Annotated in this window: 15 protein-coding genes; 7 read left to right on the forward strand and 8 right to left on the reverse strand. The window is 47.1% G+C overall.

Annotation, left to right across the window (positions count from 1 at the left end):
- Positions 1 to 721: 721 nt before the first annotated feature.
- From rfbC to rbsK, 5 genes are all read right to left on the reverse strand, one after another.
- Positions 722 to 1,285, reverse strand: coding sequence for a dTDP-4-dehydrorhamnose 3,5-epimerase (gene rfbC / locus BZG84_RS15210; protein ID WP_077678422.1), 564 nt, complete (start codon positions 1,283 to 1,285; stop codon positions 722 to 724).
- Entirely contained in the window at positions 1,272 to 2,171 is a 900-nt protein-coding gene (gene rfbD, locus BZG84_RS15215; RefSeq protein WP_077678423.1) for a dTDP-4-dehydrorhamnose reductase, read from the reverse strand. Before rfbD ends, rfbC begins: the two co-directional genes overlap by 14 nt.
- Entirely contained in the window at positions 2,159 to 3,058 is a 900-nt protein-coding gene (gene rfbA / locus BZG84_RS15220) for a glucose-1-phosphate thymidylyltransferase RfbA (protein WP_077482055.1), read from the reverse strand. The genes rfbD and rfbA overlap by 13 nt, the downstream gene beginning before the upstream one ends.
- A gap of 79 nt (positions 3,059 to 3,137) precedes the next feature.
- Positions 3,138 to 4,208, reverse strand: a complete 1,071-nt coding sequence (gene rfbB / locus BZG84_RS15225; RefSeq protein WP_077482057.1) for a dTDP-glucose 4,6-dehydratase — start codon at positions 4,206 to 4,208, stop codon at positions 3,138 to 3,140.
- Between the two features lie 182 nt (positions 4,209 to 4,390).
- Positions 4,391 to 5,320, reverse strand: coding sequence for a ribokinase (gene rbsK / locus BZG84_RS15230; RefSeq protein ID WP_077678424.1), 930 nt, complete (start codon positions 5,318 to 5,320; stop codon positions 4,391 to 4,393).
- A 740-nt stretch (positions 5,321 to 6,060) separates the two neighbouring features.
- On the opposite strand from rbsK, the gene BZG84_RS15235 reads away from it, so the two are divergent.
- The 7 genes from BZG84_RS15235 to wecA all read left to right on the forward strand — a co-directional run bounded on the left by BZG84_RS15235 (position 6,061) and on the right by wecA (position 13,545).
- Entirely contained in the window at positions 6,061 to 6,957 is an 897-nt protein-coding gene (locus tag BZG84_RS15235; protein ID WP_198536748.1) for an O-antigen ligase family protein, read from the forward strand.
- Between the two features lie 149 nt (positions 6,958 to 7,106).
- Complete coding sequence (gene galE, locus BZG84_RS15240; RefSeq protein WP_077678426.1) at positions 7,107 to 8,120, forward strand: UDP-glucose 4-epimerase GalE; 1,014 nt, start codon at positions 7,107 to 7,109, stop codon at positions 8,118 to 8,120.
- Positions 8,121 to 8,383: 263 nt separating this feature from the next.
- On the forward strand, positions 8,384 to 8,695 hold the full coding sequence (locus BZG84_RS15245; protein ID WP_077678427.1) for a hypothetical protein: 312 nt from the start codon (positions 8,384 to 8,386) through the stop codon (positions 8,693 to 8,695).
- A gap of 148 nt (positions 8,696 to 8,843) precedes the next feature.
- Entirely contained in the window at positions 8,844 to 9,467 is a 624-nt protein-coding gene (locus BZG84_RS15250) for a YjbF family lipoprotein (RefSeq protein WP_158011507.1), read from the forward strand.
- Positions 9,457 to 10,200, forward strand: a complete 744-nt coding sequence (locus BZG84_RS15255; protein ID WP_077678429.1) for a capsule biosynthesis GfcC family protein — start codon at positions 9,457 to 9,459, stop codon at positions 10,198 to 10,200. The genes BZG84_RS15250 and BZG84_RS15255 overlap by 11 nt, the downstream gene beginning before the upstream one ends.
- Positions 10,200 to 12,383, forward strand: coding sequence for a YjbH domain-containing protein (locus BZG84_RS15260; protein WP_077678430.1), 2,184 nt, complete (start codon positions 10,200 to 10,202; stop codon positions 12,381 to 12,383). Before BZG84_RS15255 ends, BZG84_RS15260 begins: the two co-directional genes overlap by 1 nt.
- Positions 12,384 to 12,438: 55 nt before the next feature.
- Positions 12,439 to 13,545, forward strand: coding sequence for a UDP-N-acetylglucosamine--undecaprenyl-phosphate N-acetylglucosaminephosphotransferase (wecA, locus tag BZG84_RS15265; RefSeq protein ID WP_077678431.1), 1,107 nt, complete (start codon positions 12,439 to 12,441; stop codon positions 13,543 to 13,545).
- A 15-nt stretch (positions 13,546 to 13,560) separates the two neighbouring features.
- Here wecA and pssE read toward each other — a convergent pair whose 3' ends face one another.
- The 3 genes from pssE to BZG84_RS15280 form a co-directional block, all read right to left on the reverse strand.
- On the reverse strand, positions 13,561 to 14,013 hold the full coding sequence (gene pssE / locus BZG84_RS15270; RefSeq protein ID WP_077662152.1) for a PssE/Cps14G family polysaccharide biosynthesis glycosyltransferase: 453 nt from the start codon (positions 14,011 to 14,013) through the stop codon (positions 13,561 to 13,563).
- Positions 14,014 to 14,484, reverse strand: a complete 471-nt coding sequence (gene pssD / locus BZG84_RS15275) for a PssD/Cps14F family polysaccharide biosynthesis glycosyltransferase (RefSeq protein ID WP_077678432.1) — start codon at positions 14,482 to 14,484, stop codon at positions 14,014 to 14,016.
- Positions 14,477 to 15,172, reverse strand: a 696-nt coding sequence (locus BZG84_RS15280) for a glycosyltransferase family 4 protein (RefSeq protein ID WP_131826276.1), incomplete at its 5' end; no start/stop codon positions are given. The genes pssD and BZG84_RS15280, both read right to left, overlap by 8 nt.

A 15,172-nucleotide genomic window follows, 5' to 3' on the forward strand; every position in this document is an offset into this window, starting at 1 on the left:
GTCTAACTTCTTAATCAAAACAAAAAAAGCATAACTATTCACTAGGCTGCTAGCAAAATAGACACGCTACCGCCCATTGATGTTAGCGCTTGATCACACTGCGCAGACAAAAACCAGCTTATTCACAAGGTTAAACGCACAAAAATACTGAAACGATTTTGTAACTTTTACGATATGGTCTACTTTATCGTTTGCAGTGTTGAATTTTGCAGGCTGGTATACTACGCAAACTGAATAAATCATCAATATTGACGGAATGTTTTTATTGTACTAAGAGCGCTGTTTGCTGTTTTTTTGGACAAAGAATTAGTTTTGTATGAAAACATGCTCAAAAGATGCAAAAAATTAAGAGAAGGAAAAACAGTAAGATACGAACTTACTGTGATATGGTCCCAAAAAATCATTTACAGAACGGCGTTCTGAATAGGTGGGGAGGGAGAGCCCAGGGTCCTAGGTCCTAGGGAAAGATGAAGGAATATGGAATACGGAATACGGAATACGGAATACGGAATACGGAATACGGAATACGGAATACGGAATACGGAATACGGAATACGGAATACGGAATACGGAATACGGAATACGGAATACGGAATACGGAAAAAGCCTATCGTGCCGGTGCCGATGGGTAAAGGTCCTAGATCCTAGGATTCTAGGGGCGGCTTTTCTGCTCTCCTCCGTACTCCGTAATCGAAGCGCTCCGTATTCCCATTCACGAATGCTAAAGACTAAAAAGTAGGCCCTGATTACGCAGTTCGGCGAGGGTTTTCCCTGCCTTATCTTTTTCAGAAAGGAGGGGAGCAACCGTTAATGGCCACTGAATGCCGAGCTCGGGGTCGTCCCACTGCAAGGTCACCTCAGCTGCTGGATTGTAGAAATCCGTGCATTTGTAGACAAACTCGGCTTCCTCACTCGTCACATAAAAGCCATGAGCGAACCCCTCGGGTATCCATAGCTGGCGCTTATTCTCTGCAGAGAGGTATACCCCCACCCACTGCCCACAGGTGGAGGAGCCTTGGCGTAAATCAACTGCCACATCAAACACTTCACCGCTCACAACCCGTACGAGCTTGCCTTGCGTATTTTGCGTTTGGTAATGCAAGCCACGCAAAATACCTTGCGCAGATTTAGAGTGGTTGTCTTGCACAAAAGAGGTTGGCTTACCTGTGACTTGCTCATCAAAGCGTTTTTGATTCCAAGTTTCCATGAAAAAGCCTCGTTCGTCGCCAAATACAGACGGCTCGATAATTTTAATATCGGGAATTGCGGTATTAATTACTTGCATCAGATTCGTCCTGATAATCGCTGAGGTTGGTCAGTGCACATTGCCAATCACTGGGCGGAATTGAGAATTGGGCCATTATTTGCGTGGTATCTAAACGCGAATTCGCCGGTCTTTTAGCTGGGGTGGGATACTCAGCTGTTGAAATAGGCGTCACTGTCGGCACAGTTTTTAGGATGCCTTGTTGGTACGCGCAAGCAAAAATCGCAGACGCAAATTCATACCAACTTACATGCGGGTAGCCGGTAAAATGATACAGGCCATAGCGGGGATTATCATCTTCTTCAAGGTGTTGCGCGATACGAATCAGGGCACTTGCGATATCACCTGCGTAAGTCGGCCCACCCAACTGGTCATTGACGACATTTAACGTGTTTCTTTGCGACGCTAAGCGCAGCATAGTTTTAACGAAGTTGCCACCCTGCTCACCAAACACCCACGCCGTGCGCAAAATAATGTGCTTAGAGCACGCTCGCTGTACCGCCAGCTCTCCGGCTAGCTTGCTTGCACCATATACACTGTGTGGGTCGGTTTGGTCAGTCTCTCTATATGGCGCTTCATTGCAACCCGAGAACACGTAATCGGTTGATAAATGCAGTAATGTAGCTTGGTGCTGCTCAGCAGCTTCTGCCAAGTATTTGGGCCCATCTCGGTTCACGGCATAGGCTTTCTCGACATCACTTTCAGCGTTATCCACAGCGGTGTAAGCTGCTGCATTGATGATCACACTCGGCTTGAATGCGTTGACCTTTTTTATCACCGCTTGACGATCAGTAATGTCGAGATCATCTTTCGTGCACGCCAGCATGGTGATCTGTTTTTTTGCGGTGAGCTGTTTAACAAGACAATGGCCCACTTGGCCTTGACTACCGGTTATTAAGATGCGCATTCAGGATGTCCTTTAACTGTCGATTCCTTCACCAGTTTTGCTAGATACTGCCCATAATCGTTCTTCATCATCGGCTCAGCTAAGGCCCTCAGCTGTTCGTCTGTTAGCCACCCTTGTCGCCATGCGATTTCTTCCAAACAGGCGACTTTGAGCCCTTGCACATTTTCAATGGTTTGTACAAAAGAAGATGCTTCATGCAAGCTTTCATGGGTGCCAGTATCTAGCCATGCAAATCCACGCCCTAGAAGCTCGACTTTGAGTGTCTCATCATGCAAATACATTTCATTAATCGCGGTGATCTCAAGCTCTCCACGGGCTGAAGGTTTGACCTGCTTTGCCATCTCAACCACTCGGTTATCATAAAAGTACAACCCAGTGACCGCGTACTGAGACTTAGGCTTAGACGGTTTTTCTTCGATGGAGATGGCATTCATTTCATCGTCAAACTCAACCACGCCAAAGCGCTCAGGATCTTTGACCTGATAACCAAAGACAGTCGCGCCAGACTCTCGTGCCGCAGCACGTTTAAGCGTGCTTGAAAACGACTGACCATAAAAAATGTTATCGCCGAGTACCAAACATACACTGTCATCACCGATAAACTGCTCGCCAATGATAAAGGCCTGCGCCAAGCCATCTGGACTAGGCTGAACGGCGTACTCAAGACGAACCCCAAAGTCAGAACCATCACCGAGAAGACGCTTAAAACTCGCGTTATCTTCTGGCGTGGTAATGATTAAAATGTCTCGAATGCCCGCTAACATCAACGTTGACAGCGGGTAGAACACCATTGGCTTGTCATAAATGGGTAGGAGCTGTTTAGAAACGCCACGTGTGAGTGGATATAACCGTGTACCCGACCCACCAGCAAGGATAATTCCTTTCATAAAAATACGTCCTAGGTTCTTGCGCCTAGGCCCAAGAGAACACTCGAGCCAAGGAGTCACTATTTGATAATACTTGAGGCTAGTTTGTACCCAAGCGCTCTCGTGAGTAGGAGCCATCAAGCACTCGCTGCCACCATTCACGGTTGGCCAAGTACCATTCCACCGTTTTTCGAATCCCTGACTCAAAGGTTTCTTCTGGTCGCCAACCCAGATCCTTTTCAATCTTGGAAGCATCAATTGCATAGCGACGATCGTGACCGGGTCGGTCTTGAACATATGTAATTAGCGAAGCGTGCTGCGTGCCGGTCGAATAGCCTCGCTGATCCATCGGTGCGAGTTCGTCCATGATGGTGCAAATTGTTTTCACGACATCGATATTTTTCTTTTCGTTGTGACCGCCGATATTGTAGGTTTCGCCCACCGCCCCTTCAGTGACAACGCGGTATAACGCACGCGCGTGATCATCGACAAACAGCCAATCGCGAATTTGCGTTCCATCACCATATACGGGTAGCGCTTTACCTTCTAACGCGTTCAGGATCACCAGAGGGATCAGTTTTTCAGGAAAGTGATAGGGGCCGTAGTTGTTCGAGCAGTTGGTGATAATGGTCGGTAACTCGTAAGTGCGTTGCCAAGCACGTACTAAATGGTCACTGGACGCTTTTGAGGCAGAATACGGGCTTGAGGGAGCGTACGGCGTTGATTCCGTAAAAAGCGCATCTGTATGATGTAAATCGCCATACACCTCATCCGTGGAGATATGATGAAAGCGAAAAGCTGTTTTTTTCTCATCGCTGAGCGTATTCCAATAGCGCCGGCTGACCTCTAGCAAGGTGTAGGTGCCAACAATATTGGTCTCAATAAACGCAGCAGGACCATCAATTGAGCGATCGACATGCGACTCAGCCGCTAGGTGCATAATGGCATCAGGCTGGTGAGTATCAAATACTCGCTCAAGTGATGCTTTGTCACATATATCAATTTGCTCAAACGTGTAGCGGTTACTTTTATCAACATCCACTAGCGACTCTAAGTTGCCCGCGTAGGTTAATTTATCAACATTGATGACCGAGTCTGTTGTCTGATTGATGATATGCCGAATCACTGCAGAGCCAATAAAACCCGCTCCTCCTGTCACTAGAATCTTCATTTTTGTCCTTTATTGATATATCGGCGCCGTAAGTACGCAATACTAAAGATGATTCAATTATCTTATAGGAAATGAAGGCCATGCAAGGCACAGAGCGAAAAGTCGAGGTAGGAAACAAGATATTCGTGTGATCGCTAAGGGTTGAGGGCGTTTGGTATGCTCAACCCTTTTGAAACATAATGTTATTGGTGCGCTAACGCCAAAAACGCGTCAATCTCTGCACGAGAAGGAATCGAGGTTTGTGCGCCACGCTTTGTCACAGATAATGCCGCCGCGGCATGCGCGAAGCGAATTGCCTGATAAAGTGTCTGTCCCTCTATGAGTCCTGTCACCAATGCGCCATTAAAGGTATCACCCGCGGCTGTGGTATCGACGGCATCGACTCGGAACCCAGGAATAAGCTGGCCCGATTGTTCGCCTTTTTCACTCAGCCACACGCCTTGTTTGCCGAGGGTGATCAGTACAGTCCCTACCCCTTTTTCATGGAGCACGTCCGAGGCCGCTTGAGCACTGGCGGTGTCTGTTACCGCGATACCCGTCAGGCTTTGGGCTTCCGTTTCATTCGGGGTGATAATATCGACCGCGGCAAGAAGCGCGTCGCTCAGCGGTGCGGCAGGGGCGGGATTAAGCACCACCAGTGTCTTCGCCGCTTTGGCATGAAACGCCGCCTTTTCAATGCCACACATTGGTGTTTCTAACTGCATCAGTAAATAGTCAGCGTCGGCGATTTTAGTGAGATCATCGCTGATGGTCTCCGCTGTCAGATTGGCATTGGCTTCTGCCGAAAGCGCAATACTGTTCTCACCTTGATCAGTCACTTGGATCATCGCAATCCCGGTCGGCGTATCGGGCTGTACCTTTATCGCACTGACATCCATCCCCTCTTGCGCATAAGACTGACAAATCTGCTGGCCAAAGGCGTCGTCACCCACACTGGCAATAAAGGCAACATCGGCACCACAACGCACCGCCGCGACCGCTTGATTCGCCCCTTTGCCGCCAGCTATCACCGTATAATCTCGACCGTGTAATGTCTCTCCGGGACGCGGAAAACTAGAGACACGTAAAACATGATCAGCATTGACGCTGCCAAAAACAACCAATCGGCTCATTACTATTCCTTAACGTTTTTAATCAGGCGTGTGCGCTATTAATTCACCCAGTGATGTCACTATTTATATTTTTATGACATGTATATAGACAGGGTGTCTAACCACACTTGCAATGCGTGTTGTATGGTATCAAAAACGACGATAGAAAGGCTTTTCATCATACCAATTAGGTGCAACACTCAAGCCAACAGAAAAACAGCTAGCTGTCATACGATACCCAAACCACTTGGAGTGGCAGGTAAGCGGTGAGAACCCCATAAGCATAGGCCAGCAATGTGATTGGGAAGGGAAGGGAAGGGAACACACGCACAGTACCGCTGTCGCTTCAAGCAGAAGAGAGTGACCACAATTTTAATTTTCAGCGTATGCGCATAACAGGAGAACACGCATTGCCGTACTTTTCTCGACCAACACTCATTAATTTTTTGTGTTTCGCTTACTTTGCGACACTGCTTGCCACACCAGATTCATATAAGTACATCGCGATTTTATTGGCCCTTACCGCCTTAGCCCTACTACCAAGGACTTATCGATTCCTTAAAAGCCCGCCTGCTCTACTCGTGACGGCGTCTTTTATGTTGTACTTTTTGGTTACTCTGGCGTTCGCAGTACCAAGTGGACAGTACGAGCAGCTCGATATGCCGAGCCGTGTTTTATTGGCCGTAATAATTTTTGCGTGCTTACTGAGGTATCCACCCTCGCTCAAGGCCGTTTTATATGGCTGCAGCATTGGAGCTTCTGTGGTTGGGATTATTGCCCTCTATCAACATTACGGAATGGGGATCCGTGCACTGTCTAGCGGTGGATTCATGTCCATTCAAGTCGCTGGCATGGCGGCAAGCTTAAGTGTGTTTAGCATTTTTGCTTATATTTTTGGCTGCCAGCGCTCGTTGCCTGTTTTAAAAAAAATCGCCTTTGTCGGTATCACCTTGGGATTTGTGGCGACATTGCTCAGTGGCGGCCGTGGCGCATGGGTTGTGACACCATTCGTGGCGCTATGGGCGGTCATTTATTATCGAAACACCTTTAACCGTCGCGATTATATGGCGATGGCAGCAAGCGTCACTCTGATTGTAGTTACCGCTATCGTGCCCGCCTTGCATCGAGCAGGCTTGGTCTTTTCCGATCTCGATCAATATCAAACTGTAAAAAGTGTTGAGCTGGCTACCGAGCAAGCACCTGAAATGAAACCCAAAATAAAAACATCTTCGGGAACTCGTGTAGAATTGTGGCGAACTGCATGGCTGTTGTGGACAGATAACCCATTGACAGGAACCGGTTACGATCGATTTACCGAGAAAAAACAGGATTTGGTTGACCAACGTATTGTTGACCCAGTCGTTATGCTATTTAGCCGCGCACACAACCAGTTGCTAGAAGAGTTGCAAATAAAAGGGATAATTGGCGGTTTAGCTCTGGTATTTTTACTCTTAGCCCCTTGGGTGGCTACGAAAAAAACACAATGTAAACCTCATTCTGATCAAGGTTTTGCCTGCGTTGTTTTACGTTGTCACATTGTGCTAATTGCCGGATACATGCTCACCCAGCACTATATTAATCACCATTCAGGGATTCTATTTTTCACACTCGGCGTGGTGATCTTTGCAAGCATGGCATTGAGACTAGAAAGGTCCTAGGGCGAATAATACGGAATACAGAGCACAAAGAGCAAGAGCGCCGATGCGGGTGCGAGGCGGCTTTTACCGGCTCTTCCTATTTACTCCCGTGTTCCGTACTCTGTAAATATTACTGACTCAATACCGATAAAAAATTAGGCAACATCACCATGAATGTACTCGTCACCGGTGGCACGGGATATATTGGCAGCCATACCTGTATTCAACTTATCCAACAAGGTTACTCACCTGTTGTGGTCGATAACCTTTGTAATAGCAAAAAAGTCGTGCTTGATAGGATTGAGCAAGTGTCCGGCGTTCGCCCTATTTTTATCCAAGGGGATATACGCGACGATGCTTTCTTAAAGTCTGTGTTTGATGAATACACCATCGACAGCGTGATCCATTTTGCAGGGCTAAAAGCGGTCGGCGAGTCGATTGAAAAGCCACTCAAATACTACGACAACAATGTGTCTGGCACCTTAAGTCTGGTGCAAGCCATGGAAGCTGCGAATGTTAAATCGCTTATTTTTAGCTCTTCGGCTACCGTTTATGGCGACCCTGCGTCAGTGCCGATTAAAGAGAACTTTCCCACCTCAGCGACCAATCCCTATGGGCGCAGCAAATTAATGGTGGAAGAATGCCTCCGGGATTTTCAACACGCAAACCCGGATTGGAGTATCACTCTGTTACGTTACTTTAATCCTGTTGGCGCGCACACATCGGGACTGCTCGGAGAGGATCCACGTGGTACGCCGAATAATCTGCTGCCTTTTGTTGCTCAAGTGGCAGTGGGACGACGCCAAAAGCTGGGGATATTTGGTAACGATTATCCCACCCCCGACGGTACTGGGGTACGCGACTATATTCATGTGGTTGATCTTGCTGATGGCCATTTAGCGGCACTAGAAAAAATGGCCCATCAACCCGGCACCCACATTTTTAATCTCGGCACTGGCCAAGGTAAGAGCGTGTTAGACATGCTATATGCGTTTGAGCGTGTTGCCGAGCGCCCCATTCCCTATGAATTCAAACCGCGACGCGCGGGTGATGTTGCCGAATGCTATGCTGACCCAACTTATGCTGAGGCTATATTGGGCTGGAAGGCCAAGAGAGGGCTTAATAGCATGGTTGAGGACACGTGGCGCTGGCAGTCGAATAACCCGGATGGATATGGGGACTAGAGACTAGAAAGATCCTAGGGCCTAGGATCCTAGGTCCTAGGGTCCTAGGGTCCTAGGGAACAGAATACCGATGACAGAGTACAGAAAGAGCAAGAGCGCCGATGCGGTTGCGAGGGGGCTCTCCCTGCTTCACCGCACATTTAAGATGAAATATCTGTGATGTATACATATTTATTTTACTTCTATGGATTTAGCGATTAGAGTTTAAAAGTGTCTGCGTTTGCAGACGTTTTTGTATTAATGCAAAAATCATGGAGAGACAAATGAAGAAAATTGCAACAGGCTTGATTGCTATGCTTTTTGCGGCAAGCACAATGGCTGCAACTGAAGCGGCACCTGGTGCTGGCGCAAGTGGTGGTGGCGCGGGTGCTGGTGCCAGTGCGGGCGCGGGTGCTAGCGCAGGTGCAGGCGCTGCGGGCGCAGGTGCGGCGGGTGCTGCAGCTGCCGGCGGTGTTGCAGCGGGTACCGTTGCTGCCGGTGTTGCGGTGGCGGCTGCCGTAGGTGCGACTGTCGCTGCTGCGAGTAATGATGACAACGACGCATCAAACTCTACCTCGGTGAGTGCTGCTCAGTAATCACTGAGGTTATAAATGATGGCTATAGGTGTCTCCTATAGCCATTTCTTCATCAACGCTATGCCCGCCTCGACCCTTTATGACCAAAATAAAGCAAGCCCTCTTAATATCCTGCGTTTCTTTGATTGCCACAGGGTGCACACAACGAATGCAAGATCTCGGTGATTCGTTTGAATTTGCCTATAATGGCTTCCCCGATGCCGAGAAAAGTTGGGAAGAAATTAACGCTCTCCCCTACGCAAGTCTTTACGCTCAGCTCGACAACGGGCCGCAAGGATTTATGGTGTTAGCATTCGCTGAGCCAAGCCAACATACCAGTCCTAACCTCAAATGGTTATCAGCCAAACACGAAATGATCGTGACCCGCAGTGGCCGAATTATAAAAACAGTAAACTTCGCCGATGGTAACTTAACGGCAACCCAAACGGACACGCCTGACCCGCTTAGTGTTGGCCTTACAACCATTACTATGCCGCATACATGGTCACGAAAGATTGATTGGCAGCCGGGCAACCACAGTGGCTACCTAGCCAAGTCGACATTTAATCATGTTGGTGCACAAACAATTTTGGTGAATGGTACGCGAGTTGAGACAGCGCATTATCGAGAGCTAGTGTCCCTTCCCTCACTTGATGTTCAATGGACCAATGACTATTGGGTGAATAATAGCAATGGTAACGTGATTAAATCCTATCAGCATCTCGCACCACATTTGCCTGCTGTAACCTTGACCTATTTAAAGCCCTACCAAGGGAGCGACCATGAAGAGTAACTGCTTGCTAACACATGGGCTCGTGGCTGTTTTACTACTAATAGCGATGCCTTTACAAGCCGCGACGATAACAGCTAACCAAGATACACATCTCTCGTTTTCTCAGCCTCCCCGCCTTTCAGAGGCAGTATTAGCCGCGGCCCAAAGCCAGCAGCGGGTATTGGACGACGTGTATTGGCCTGCTGCGGGGCTCTATCGCAAAGATAGCCAAAACGCGGATCGTATTGCTGATTTGCAACCCGTGCGTCATCAAATCACCGTGAATACAGGTAAGACTCAACAGCAGTGGAAACGCCTATATCGTACGCTCACACAGTTAACGGTTGCCGAGCGGATTAACCGGAATATTGATCCCGATTTTACGCGCATTACACCCGCCGCGAATCCGCTATTAAACGGCACATGGCACCTACAATTGCCTCATCGTCCGACAACCATTATGGTATTGGGCGACGTAAAGCAGCCTGGAGAGTATGCCTTTACTGAGCGACAATCAGTACGTCGCTATCTTGAGCAAGCCGGTGCGGAAACAACCGGCATTTCCCAGGCGCTGATTATCATGCCATCCGGAGAGCGCAGCCATGTTCCTGTTGCCTACTGGAATGAACGGCATCAAGATCTGTTACCCGGTTCGATCATTTATCTTCCCCTCCCCGAAAAAGCGATTGATGGCTTTGCGGTTGATACAAATGAACACGTGCTTACGTATCTGCAAAATAGGTTAATTCGATAATGCGACTGATAACTCCTTCATCACATGCCTTGTGGCTCAGCACGTTCTTATTAACAACAAGTTACGCAGTATCAGCGGACAGTTTCGATTACCCCGATCTCATCTATTCACAAACCGATTTTGGTGGTGTGGGCCTGATACAAATGCCCACCGCACGCTCAGCGCCAGAAGGTGAATTCACCTTAGGCAGCACCTACAACGAAGACTATGTGCACTTTAATACCTCGCTGCAGTTATTCCCTTGGTTAGAAACGACTATCCGATACACCCAGGTGCACGACTTACTTTACAGCGATGATCCCAGGTTTAGCGGCGACACTAAATATACTGATAAAAGTATCGATGCCAAATTGCGCCTGTGGCAAGAAAGTTACTGGTTGCCAGAGCTTGCAGTCGGTCTGAGAGACATTGGGGGCACAGGGTTATTTGATGGTGAGTATCTCGTGGGTTCTAAACGTGTCGGCCCATTTGATTTCTCACTCGGTATTGGTTGGGGCTATTTAGGAAACCGTGCAAATTTAACGGGCGATAAACAGAAGTCCGTTGACTGCGGCCGTGACACGGCATTTTCTGGTAGAGGCGGCAGTGTAGATATAGATCGTATGTTTACTGGCTGTACGACACTGTTCGGCGGTATCGAATATCAGACACCTTACGCGCCACTGAGCCTAAAGCTGGAGTACGACGGTAATGATTACCAAGCTGACTTCATTAGTACCCAAACCGGCATCCCCATGCAAGTTGATAGTCCGTGGAACCTTGGTGCCGTATACCGCTTCGGTGATTGGGGTGCAGCACGCCTGTCCTATGAGCGGGGTGAAGTATTCACTGCCGGGCTCAGCTTGAACACCAACTTCAATCAGGTGGACACTTTTTGGATAGATAATGATGACCCAGCCTACCGACCTGCTAGCGCAACAGAGGATTTAACGGCAGACCAATGGCAACGATTAAGCACGCAACTTGCCAATGTGGCGGGGTATAAAGACAATCGCGTGCATTTTGACGGTGATGCAGTCACGGTTGCCGGTGAACAAACAAAGTATCGCGACCAAGATATTGCACAAACACGTGCAGCCACATTGATCGCAAACACCGGGATTCAAGCGACTCAGTACCGCATTGTTCAACAGGCCCAACGCCAACCGATGACTGAAACAGTCATCGATGCAGAAACTTACGCGGCTGTCGCTACTCACGCTTATGTCGAGGCAAAACCTGATGATGCACGCACGCACACGCTGCCTCGCGCCATCTCCGGAGAATTAAAAGCGGCCCACCAAGATGATTTTGATATGGGGCTCGCCCCGGTGTTTATCCAATCTTTTGGCGGCTCAGAAGGCTTTTATATGTATTCGTTAGGTGTATCAGGTCGCGCCGCTGCTCGCCTTGGCGATCATTTTATCGCCTCGTCGAGCGTGTACGTCAACATAGCTGATACCTACGATAAATTTAAATACACAGTACCGCCTGATGGTACCGACCTAAAACGGGTACGAACCCTAAACCGACAGTATCTGGAGGATACCGTCAGAGTAACGAATGCCCAATTGACCTATCTCGATCACTGGGGCGACAACTGGTACACTCAAATGTACGGTGGTTATCTCGAAACCATGTTTGCAGGCGTGGGCGGAGAAGTGCTTTATCGGCCCATCGGTAGTCCTTTTGCACTCGGCGTAGATATAAACTACGTCAAACAGCGAGAACCAGGTACCGCATTTGGGCTTTTTAAAGATGAATATCAGCCAAGCAAAAATGACGAACGTCCGTTCCGAGTTCAAACGGGCACGACAACCGGCCACGCAACACTGTACTGGCAAAACCCACTAGGGCTGCTCGATGGTACACTGGCTAAAATCAGCGCTGGGCGCTATCTGACCGACGACGTAGGGGTAACGTTGGATGTCGCGAAGCAGTTTGATAGCGGTATTATGGTCGGCGCTTATGCGAGTAAAACCGATTTATCGGCCGAGGAGTTTGGAGAAGGCAGCTTTACAAAGGGCTTTTATGTATCCATCCCATTTGATCTGCTTTCAGTCAAACCGACAACATCTCGTGGTATTATTGCGTGGCAGCCGCTTCAACGGGATGGCGGACAAAAATTAGGCAGAAAATATACGCTTTATCAATTAACTGATGATCGTGCGCCTTGGTTTGCACGTCCCGCGACTAACGACTAGAGTTTGAAGCAGGACATAACAAAAAAACGTGCTCACTCATAGCAAGGAAGACACAGTGATTATCTCATTTGTCGATTTGGCTTTACTCTTGTTTTTCTCAGCGGCTTCTTTATTTGTGCTGCGAAAAGTGGCAAGACGCATCGATCTTGTTGATAAGCCAGATAAAAGGAAACACCATGCAGGTGCCGTCCCACTTGTGGGCGGATTGGCAGTGTGTCTATCTCTGGTTTATTTTTTGCTCAACAATCCAGAAGTCATACCTCATAGTGGTCTATATGCCACATGTATTCTGATCCTCGTCACTATCGGTGTCTTGGACGACAAGTTCGATATCGACTTTAAACTTCGGTTTGCTATTCAAGCCGCACTCGCAATCGCCATGATGGTGTTGGGCGGTATTGAGCTAAACCGCCTTGGCAATATCTTCGCGACTGGCGATGTTCGCCTAGACACACTTGGCTATGTGCTGACCGTAATGGCAGTGATTGGAGCCATTAATGCATTCAATATGGTAGATGGTATTGATGGCTTGCTGGGTGGGTTAGCGACGGTCACCTTTGTTAGCTTAGGCATTTTACTTTACTTAAATGGCCATACCTCACTCGCCTATTTATGTTTGGTGCTCACGGTGATTATGGCGCCCTATTTAATGTTTAATTTAGGATTACTTGGTCGAGAAAGAAAAGTGTTTATGGGTGATGCGGGGAGTATGCTGATCGGCTTTACTGTCATTTGGTTTTTACTGCTTGCCAGCCAACACCCAACCAGTGCTGCAATACGTCCTGTTACCGGGTTGTGGTTGATTGCCCTACCCTTGATGGACATGACAGCAATCATGTTTAGGCGCATAAAACGCGGAGACTCACCTTTTAAGCCTGACCGTGAGCATCTACATCATATTTTCCAACGCGTAGGGCTCTCATCACGTCAAACATTAGGTGCTATTTGTTTGCTCGCTACAGGGTTTGCGTGTATCGGTATTATTGGAGAACTGCTACAGATCCATGAAACTATCATGTTCATTGGCTTTTTGGGGTGCTTTACCCTCTACTGTTTATTACTGCGACATATATGGCGAGTGACGTGCTTTGTTCGAGAAAAGTTGGGAAAAGGTGAACTTGAGACAGCAGAGAATCCTCGTATCCTAGGGCCGAGATCGTAGTGAGATATGAATTATTTAGGTAAGTAAATTACGTATGATACTATGCCCAAAAAATTTTTCACGATGATAGGGGGAAAAATCCATAGATACAGCCTGAAAAATACAGTGTTTGAGTGTTTTCAAATCCAGACATGCGATGGCAAATTTATTTTCATGCACATACTTAGCCAGCTCTAATTGGTGCTTATCAGCCCTCTGCAAGTTTGGAACAACAACCAGCTTCTTACTACTCTCTAACATCGAGTATACCGAGCCTGCTCCTGCATGTGTTACTACAACGTCTGCTTGCTCTATATAAGGCTGTAAGTTATCACAGAAACTAAACGCTCGAATATTGTGTGTGTTATAACATGACTCTTCTGAAACCTGAGCAATAATACTGACGTTGCTATCTTGCTCGAATGACTGATCAATCTCAGCAATTAGTTCATCGAATGCTGTTGTACCGACGGTAACTAGTATCTTCATTTATAATCGACCCACATATTTCCCATATGGAATTTTATTCTTAAGCTCTATATTTTGTATGAAAATATGCTTTGTAAAATACTTCATCACTCGCGTTGTCCAAGAAGGTGAATGAAATTTTGACCATGTTTCAAAGTGAATAATTGAACAACCTGTCAATTTGGCTGCTACCCCCGCAAAAATGGCGACTCCTGGCCCGAAAGATACTAGAGTTGAAATATCGTTTTTCCTTAAAAAGCGATAAGATTTAACTACATTTGAGTAAAATTTTAGCGGCGAAACTAATCTACCAGTATATTTATTCCGCAAGGGCTCAAGAACTAAACATTCTTCACTCCAATTTGGAGCCTTCCCTTCATCCGTAATGGCAAAAAAATTGATGTCACCTTCAATAGCAAACTCTCGATAAAATCGTGTCGCTTGCGCTCTATGCCCACCACAACCGAAAACAATAGCAATATTCTTATACATTCCGGCTACCTAATCGACATTTTAACTGCATATAAAGCTCTTTAATCACTCGGTCTGATTCATATTTTTTAGCTATCTTAGATGCTAGCTGAGATAAACACTCGTACTCATCTTTACTCGCTCCCGCCGCCTTAAGTAACGATGCCTTTAGGCCCTCTATACTGCCGGGCTCAAAGGAATACTCACACATATCCGACACAATATAGTCATGAGTAGCTCCAATACGCGATGATAAGACAGGTGTGCCACACATCATAGCCTCAATAGGGATTAAGCCTAAACTTTCTCTTAGTTTAGAAGGGAAAACAAGAAAGCTAATTGTGTTATATACATCTACTAGCTCATTCTGACTCATCCCTTCAATAAACGTGACTCCAACCATTGAATTTACTATTTCCCTCAACTCAGACACGTAACTTCCGCTACCAACTATTAAGAGACTATAGTTATAGTTTAGCTCCTTCACTAACTTAAACGCTTCAATTAGATCATCAATTCCCTTGTTTTTTTCTATCCTTCCAACATAACCAAAAGTGTACCTTTTTACACTATCTATTTGAGAGTGAAATACCCCTGAATCAACGCCTCCCGATGGACTCACTACAATTTTATCTTTGGGCACTTTATAGTGACTAACCAAAATATCTTTGAAATAGTTAGACGGTGAGACCACGACGCTAGATAAATT

The sequence above is a fragment of the Salinivibrio sp. PR932 genome (assembly GCF_001996125.1).
Lineage (GTDB): Bacteria > Pseudomonadota > Gammaproteobacteria > Enterobacterales > Vibrionaceae > Salinivibrio > Salinivibrio proteolyticus.

Excerpts from the sequence above, each read along its gene's own strand:
- rfbC (WP_077678422.1), bottom strand. The coding sequence starts at position 1,285 with ATGCAAGTAATTAATACCGCAATTCCCGATATTAAAATTATCGAGCCG.
- rfbD (WP_077678423.1), bottom strand. The coding sequence starts at position 2,171 with ATGCGCATCTTAATAACCGGTAGTCAAGGCCAAGTGGGCCATTGTCTT.
- rfbA (WP_077482055.1), bottom strand. The coding sequence starts at position 3,058 with ATGAAAGGAATTATCCTTGCTGGTGGGTCGGGTACACGGTTATATCCA.
- rfbB (WP_077482057.1), bottom strand. The coding sequence starts at position 4,208 with ATGAAGATTCTAGTGACAGGAGGAGCGGGTTTTATTGGCTCTGCAGTG.
- rbsK (WP_077678424.1), bottom strand. The coding sequence starts at position 5,320 with ATGAGCCGATTGGTTGTTTTTGGCAGCGTCAATGCTGATCATGTTTTA.
- galE (WP_077678426.1), top strand. The coding sequence starts at position 7,107 with ATGAATGTACTCGTCACCGGTGGCACGGGATATATTGGCAGCCATACC.
- BZG84_RS15245 (WP_077678427.1), top strand. The coding sequence starts at position 8,384 with ATGAAGAAAATTGCAACAGGCTTGATTGCTATGCTTTTTGCGGCAAGC.
- BZG84_RS15250 (WP_158011507.1), top strand. The coding sequence starts at position 8,844 with ATGCAAGATCTCGGTGATTCGTTTGAATTTGCCTATAATGGCTTCCCC.
- BZG84_RS15255 (WP_077678429.1), top strand. The coding sequence starts at position 9,457 with ATGAAGAGTAACTGCTTGCTAACACATGGGCTCGTGGCTGTTTTACTA.
- BZG84_RS15260 (WP_077678430.1), top strand. The coding sequence starts at position 10,200 with ATGCGACTGATAACTCCTTCATCACATGCCTTGTGGCTCAGCACGTTC.
- pssE (WP_077662152.1), bottom strand. The coding sequence starts at position 14,013 with ATGAAGATACTAGTTACCGTCGGTACAACAGCATTCGATGAACTAATT.
- pssD (WP_077678432.1), bottom strand. The coding sequence starts at position 14,484 with ATGTATAAGAATATTGCTATTGTTTTCGGTTGTGGTGGGCATAGAGCG.